This window comes from Nocardioides ganghwensis (assembly GCF_014779655.1).
GTDB lineage: Bacteria > Actinomycetota > Actinomycetes > Propionibacteriales > Nocardioidaceae > Nocardioides > Nocardioides ganghwensis.
Genome location: NZ_JACXYX010000016.1, coordinates 137,729 through 144,476 on the forward strand (window position 1 = coordinate 137,729; position 6,748 = coordinate 144,476).

Genomic DNA, 6,748 nt, shown 5'->3' on the forward strand with positions numbered 1-6,748 from the left:
GCGGGCTCAGGGCGCCGGCGGTCCGCGGGGCCGCACGGTCGGTTGGACGGGACCGTCCGGAGGCGGGTTCCCGTGAGGCGGGTCACCCGCCGGGTGGTGCAGGTCGCCCAGCAGCCCGGCGAGCCGCGTGCGCCCACGCGAGCAGCGTGACTTCACGGTGCCCTCGGCGCAGCCGAGCATCTCGGCGACCTCGGCCACCGGATAGCCCTCCATGTCGACGAGGACGAGCGCGGCGCGCTGCTCCGGCGGGAGGGTGGCGAGGGCGGCCAGGACCCGGCGACGACGTTCGGCGACCTCGGCCGCCTCGTCCGGCCGGTCGTCGCGGGCGGCGGTAGCGACCACGGTCCCGCGGTCGTCGACGTCGTCGGGCAGCGCCTCGAAGCGGCGGATCTTCGCGGCCCGCAGCCGGTCGAGGCAGGCGTTGACCACGACCCGGTGCAGCCACGTGGTGACGGCCGCCTCGCCGCGGAACGAGCCGGCCCGGCGGAACGCCGCGACCATCCCGTCCTGCAGGCCGTCGGCGGCGTCGTCGGGGTTGCCCATGGTGCGCAGCGCCACGGCCCACAGGCGGTCGCGGTGGCGTGCGAACAGCTCGCCGAAGGCGTCCGGGTCGCCGTCGACGTGGGCCCGGAGCAGCTCCTGGTCGGAGCGCTCGTCGCTCGTCGCCCTGGTCATCCCAGCACCTGCACCTCGGTGATCGTCCCGCGGAACCCGCCCTCGACAGGCGGCAGCAGGGTGAGCCACACGGTGACGTAGCGGCCCGAGACGGCCTCGTCGAGGTCGATCTCCAGCTCACCCGCGCCGGAGGCGGTGCCGATCGGGGTGAGCCCGGCGATGCCGGTGGGCGGCTCGGAGGTGACGTAGGCCGCGAGCGAGGTCTGACCGCCCTCGGTCGAGACCAGCACCCGGCGGACCGCCTGGGTGGAGCCGAGGTCCACGACGAGGCCGACGCCGGTCTTGAGGCCGGCGGGACCGAAGTTCTGCAGGTACGTCGAGGTGTTCCACGACGTCGCCGGGTCGCCGTCGAGGACGTTGGGCACCGACTCGGGGCTCTCCACGCCGCCGTCCGTGCCCTGGGGGTCGAAGTCGTCGGCGCTCAGGCCCTCGAACGGCGTCGGCTCCACCACGGTCGGCGAGGGCGACGTCGTCGGGTCGTCCGTGAAGTCGGGCGTGGGCGGCTTGAGGCCGAGCTGATAGGCCGCGACCGCGGCCACGCCGACCAGCAGGCACGCGCCCACGATCATCGCGAGCCTGATCCAGCTGCGTCCGGGCACCTGCTCCCCGGTGTCGTCGAAGCCGTCCCCAGTGCCCCACCGGTCACCGGACCAGGAGCCCGAGCCCCACGAGCCGGTGTCGCGGCCCGCCGGCTGTCCGCCCGGGACGCGGCCGGAGTCCTGGCTGGACTCCCAGGGCCAGTAGTCGGGGTTGGCCGACGCCGCGCGGCTGCCCGGGCGCGGGCGGCGTACGGGCTCCCCCTCCGGCGGGTCGGGCGCGAACAGGGGCTTGGGCGCGGGCTCGTGGAGCGGCGGCGGGGGCGCAGGCTTCTCGGCGCGGGCGCGCAGCCAGTCGACCTCGTCGTCGTCGTGGAAGACGGGCATCCCGGCCTGGGTGGGCAGCTCGGTGACCGGGGTGGCGCCGGGCTCGATCGCGGTGGGTGCGTCGGGCTCGGGCTCGGGCTCGGGCCGTGCCTCCGGCTCCGCGGCAGCTTCCGGTTCCGGTTCCGGCTCTTCGGCGGCCTCCGGCTCCGGTGCTGCGTCGCCGGCGGGCACCACGGGTACGACCGTGGTGGGCGTGGCAGAGGAGGCCGGGTCGGCCGGGAGCGTGGCGGGCTGCTCGGCGGCGGTCGGTCGTACGCCCGGGACCGGCACGTGGGTGCCGGTCATCTCGCCGACGTAGTCGAGCAGCAGGTCGCGGATGGTGTGCGCCGAGGGGTGGCCCTGGGTGGCCGCGTCGTGCGGGTTGAGGACCTGGTCGCAGAGCGCGTCGAGCACGCGGGGGATGCCGGCGCGCACCCGACGGGGACGGAGCACCTGGCCGTGCACCTCGGGCGCGGGCGGCACGGCCGACTCGGACACGCCGGCCCACTTGCCGGTGAGCGTGCAGTAGAGCAGGCCGGCGAGGTCGATCTCGTCGACGTTGGTCCGGCCGGGCGGGAGGCCGCGCAGCGCCGCCTCGACACCGAAGCCGATCAGGCGGACCTGGCCGTGCTGGTCGACGAGCACGTTCTCCGGCGTCAGGGACCCGTGCGCGAGGCCGGCGTCGTGGGCCTCGGCGAGGCTGTCGGCCACCTCGGCGACGAGCCAGGCGGCGCGCCGGGGCGCGAGCGGACCCTCGCGGGTGAGCAGGATGTCGACGGAGTCGCCCTGGCCCCACTCGTGGACGACGAAGCACAGCCCGTCGGCCGACTCGGCGTCCAGCACCCGCAGCAGTCGCCGGTTGACCACCGGGCCGGTGCGGCGGGCGGCGTCGAGCATCGGCTGGGCGCGTTCGTCGTCGGCGGAGAGGATGTGCACCGCCACCGGCCGGTGCAGCACGAGGTCGTGGGCGCGCCAGAACCTGCCCGACCCGGCCTCGGCCAGGAGGTCGTCGAGGCGGTAGCGCCCGGCGAGCACGTCACCGGCCTGCTTCGACGTCGGCACCGCTCACCCCACCTCCCTCACGATTCCCACTGCTTGCCGCCACTCTAGGGAGTCTCACGTCCTCCGCAGCCGCGCCGCGACGGTGTCGACCAGGCCGGTGACCTCGCGCACCCTCAGCAGCCGCGCGCCGAGGAGCACGACCAGCATCCCGGCGGCCGCGCTGAGCCCGCCGCGGAGCAGCGACCCGAGGGGGCCGGGGTACTCCCCGAGGCCCGCCATCGACAGCTCCACCAGCCAGGCGGCAGCGCCCGCAGCCGTGAGCACCACGGCCATCCGGACGAGGAACCGCACCAGCTGCGGCGTCTCGAGACCGCCCACGGTGCGCCGGAGCAGCACGTAGCTGGCGACGGCACCCACGGCGTACGACGCCAGGTAGGCCACGACGAGCAGCGGCGCGGTGTCCTCCGGGCTTCCTCGCGGCACGAGGACGGTCGCGACGGCGATGTTGGTGAGGGAGACCGCGAGCTGGATGAAGAACACCAGCCTGGTCATCTCCATCGCGTAGAAGCCGCGCAGCATGAAGTAGTGGACGGTGAAGAAGACCAGCGCCGGCCCGAAGACGGCGAGGGTCGGCGCGAAGGTCGCGGCCTCCTCGGCGCTCGCCCAGCCGAACGCGAAGCCGGCGACGTCTCCGGCGGTGATCGGCAGCAGCACCGCGAACGGAAGCACGAGCGCGAGGGACGTCCGCAGGGTCGAGCCGACGGTGCTGCCGAGGTCGGCCAGCCGGCCGTCGTGGGCGTAGGAGGAGAGCCGCGGCAGGATCGCCGTCGCGAGCGACACCGTGACGATCGCGTGCGGCACCATCATGATCAGCAGGCTGTTGGAGTAGACGAGGTAGCCGGTGCCGTCGTCGACCGCGCCGCCCGAGGCGAGCTTGACCACGACGAGGTACGCCGTCTGCGTGGCGACGACGAACAGCACGGTCCAGATGCCGAGGGACAGGGTGCGCTTGAGCTCGGGGTCGCGGAAGTCGAAGCGCGGTCGGTAGGTGAAGCCGGAGGCGCGCAGGTAGGGCACCAGCACCAGGAACTGGACGACGATGCCGAGCGTCGAGCCCACACCCAGCAGGACCTCCGGCCCGGTGCCGAGCGCGTCGGCTCGCTCCGGCCCGCGCCCGGTGGCTCCGTGGAGGACCAGGTAGACGACCAGCATCAGCACCGAGAGCAGGTTGTTGGCGATCGGCGCCCACATCATCGGACCGAAGCTGCCTCGTGCGTTGAGCACCTGGCCGACCAGGACGTACATGCCGTAGAAGAAGACCTGTGGCAGGCACCAGCGGGTCAGGTCGATGATCGACTCGAGGTGGGCGGCCCGGTCGGGGTCGAGGTACCCGTCGGCGAGGTAGATCCGCAGCACCAGCGGGGCCACAAGGACCAGGAGCACCGTGACCGCGCCGAGGAAGAGGGCCGACAGCGTGATGACCCGACTGGCGTACGCGTCACCACCGTCCGCGTCGTCCTTGATCCGCCGCACGAGCTGGGGCACGAGGACGGCGTTGAAGATGCCGCCCGCCAGCAGGATGTAGACCATGTTGGGCAGCGTGTTGGCGATCGCGAAGAGGTCACCGCGCAGGCCGGAGCCGAGCGCCACGACGAGCAGGGTCGCCCGGATGTAGCCCGACGCCCGCGAGACCACGGTGCCCGCGGCCATCACTGCGGACGAGGCCAGGATGCGCTGCTCGGTCATGGCCGCTCCGCGGTCGCGCCCTCGGGCACGGGGTCGGGCTCGGGGCCGGGCCCGGGAGTGGGATCGGGGTTGGGACCGTGGTCGGGCTCGGGAGTGGGATCGGGGTCGGGTTCGCCGTCGGCGGCCGCCAGCTCGGCCCGGCGTTGCCGGATCTGGCCCGGCAGGCGGTAGCCGATCATCCCGAACAGCACGAGGGCGCTCACGACCATGACGATCCAGATCAGCGCGCTCACCCGTGCCGCCCGGATCGGCAGCTCGGCCGAGGACCCCAGCGGCGCCCCGTCGAGGCTGGTGACGAAGAGCCGCACGTTGTGCACGCCCGTCTGGGTGGTCGTGGCCTCGAACCGCACCACGCTGCGTGTCTGGGGCGCGAGCCGGCGTACGCCACCCCCGGTCAGGGTGAGCTCGCCGTCCGTACGGACCTGCACCTGCACCTCGACCGGCTGGTCGAGGCCGTTGACGAGGGTGGCGCCCAGTGGTCCGGAGTCGCTGGACAGCGTGACGGCGGTGGGTGCCTCGATCTCGATCTTGCCGAGGTCCTCGCGCAGCGACTCCTCGATCCGGCGCGCGGCGGCACGGGCGAGGCCGGGACGGGCGCGGTGCTGCTCCGACAGCGTCACCAGGACCTCGTCGCGCACCAGTGCCTCGACCCGGGTGACGGAGGAGAGCACCTGCTCCAGGAGGGTCGCGTCGTCGGTGGCGCGGGTCGCGGCGGCGAAGGCGGACGCGTCGAGCTCGGCCTCCGCGTCGGCCTCGGTGTAGGAGAGGCTGGAGGCCTGCACGCCGACCGCCTGCCGGGTCGCGACCTCGCCGACGGGCACCACCTCGAGCCAGGACTGCTCGAGGTCGGTGAAGAACGAGGCGGCGTCCTCGCCGCGCCAGACCGTGGGCAGGGTGACGACGAGCGGCGCGGTGTCACCGTCGACGAGCCGGAGCGCGGCCTCGCTCAGCAGCCGCTGACGCAGCGCGAGCGGGTCGTGGGCGGCGGTCGGCGCCGGGCCGCCCGCCTCGGCGCCGGTGCTGGTCACCAGGACCTTGTGGCCGAGAAGCCGTACGACGGAGTTCGGGGTGCGCGGCGGGATCGTGAAGGCGTTGTCGCCGAGCAGGACCACCGTCTCGGGGGGGACCTGCGCCAGTGCCTCCGGGCTGAGCACGTCGTTGCCGGGTGCGACGGCCTGCTGGGCGGGCAGCGTGAGCGCGGCCATGATCTCGGCGCCGCGGGCCACGGCCTGGTCGAAGCGGGCCCGGTCGTGGCGCATCGCGGCGGACACGTCGATGTCGCCGTAGGGCAGCGTCAGCACGGGGGTGGTGCCCACCAGGGCGGAGAAGCGCGCCAGCCAGGCCGACGCGGCGGCCGCGAGCTCGGCGTCCGCGTCGCTCGGCTCCTCGGTGGGCAGCGCCTCGGTCGGGGTGAGCGTGTCCGGGGTCGCCGTGGTCGTCCCGCCGTCGGTCGGCGTCTCGGTCGGGGTCTCGGTGGGCGTGATCTCCTGCCCGGGCACGGTCGGGTCGGGTGCCAGGCTGCGGGGGGCGTTGCCGTCGGCGAGGCGGACGAGCGCGAGCAGCACGGCGGGGTCGACCAGCCAGCTGTACGGAGTGGTGCCGGCCGACTCGGCCATGTCGAGCACGCCGTCGAGGCTGCCGCCCTCGGCGAGGCGCCGCGCCCAGCGCTCGGCGCCCGCGACCGCGCCGTCCTGGTCGTACCAGACGCGGTTGCGGATGGGGAGGATGACCGACGCCTCCTGGGTCTCGTCGCCGGTCGGACGCATCGGGATGAACGTCCGGGCCCGTCCGTCGGCGACCCCGTCGCGCGGCACCTCCTCGGTGTCGCCGAGGGCGTGGACGCCGATCCAGTAGACGCCCTGGTCCCCGGAGGTCTCGAGGAGCTCCACGGGCACGGAGTCGGAGAACGAGGCGGTCTGTCCCGGGGCGAGCTCGTCGACGGTGTCGAACGTGCCGGGCACCGTCACCCGCTGGCCGACGTACTCGCCGGGGTCGATGGTGACCGACTCGGCGAGTGCCGTGGAGGTGGGGATCGGCGCCTGCGACGAGAAGGCGTGCAGGTTGATCCGGGTGAAGGTCTCGTCGCTGACGTTGGTCACCGTGCCGGTGATCTCCACGTCGCCGTTGCGGGGCAGCTCGGGGCTGATCGTGTCGATGTGCACGACCAGGGGGTCGGTGTCCTCCGCGGCGGACGCCGCCGCGGTCGGGGCGCCCGCGAGGCCGGCGCTCGCGCTGCCGAGGGTCAGGAGCCCCGCCAGGGCAGCACGGAACACGGACGGGCGGGGCACGCACCGATGCTAGACGGTATGGAGTGACCGCTCAGGACTACTGGGGGTTGCAGGCCGGGGCCCCACTCACAAATGGTCGTGGGTTACCGAGTAGGGCTGGCCTGCTCGGCCTATCCAACAGTTGTGGGAGGCCCC

At 74.0% G+C, this 6,748-nt stretch carries 4 protein-coding genes; all 4 read right to left on the bottom strand.

Going from position 1 to position 6,748, the window contains the following annotated elements; genetic code table 11:
• Nucleotides 1-6 precede the first annotated feature (6 nt).
• The 4 genes from sigM to IEZ24_RS17480 are packed head-to-tail and all read right to left on the bottom strand — an operon-like array spanning nt 7 to nt 6,613.
• Complete coding sequence (sigM, locus tag IEZ24_RS17465) at nt 7-675, bottom strand: RNA polymerase sigma factor SigM (protein ID WP_129455898.1); 669 nt, start codon at nt 673-675, stop codon at nt 7-9.
• Complete coding sequence (locus IEZ24_RS17470) at nt 672-2,639, bottom strand: protein kinase family protein (protein WP_129455899.1); 1,968 nt, start codon at nt 2,637-2,639, stop codon at nt 672-674. Before IEZ24_RS17470 ends, sigM begins: the two co-directional genes overlap by 4 nt.
• A gap of 54 nt (nt 2,640-2,693) precedes the next feature.
• A complete protein-coding gene (gene murJ, locus IEZ24_RS17475; protein WP_129455900.1) occupies nt 2,694-4,325 on the bottom strand; it encodes a murein biosynthesis integral membrane protein MurJ in 1,632 nt (543 codons plus the stop codon).
• The gene (locus IEZ24_RS17480; RefSeq protein WP_129455901.1) at nt 4,322-6,613 is read right to left on the bottom strand and encodes a DUF6049 family protein; all 2,292 of its coding nucleotides are present in this window, start codon (nt 6,611-6,613) and stop codon (nt 4,322-4,324) included. The genes murJ and IEZ24_RS17480 overlap by 4 nt, the downstream gene beginning before the upstream one ends.
• Nucleotides 6,614-6,748 lie beyond the last annotated feature (135 nt).

What these genes read in the sequence shown, in the direction of transcription:
- sigM (WP_129455898.1), bottom strand. Translation starts at nt 675, where the DNA reads ATGACCAGGGCGACGAGCGACGAGCGCTCCGACCAGGAGCTGCTCCGG.
- murJ (WP_129455900.1), bottom strand. Translation starts at nt 4,325, where the DNA reads ATGACCGAGCAGCGCATCCTGGCCTCGTCCGCAGTGATGGCCGCGGGC.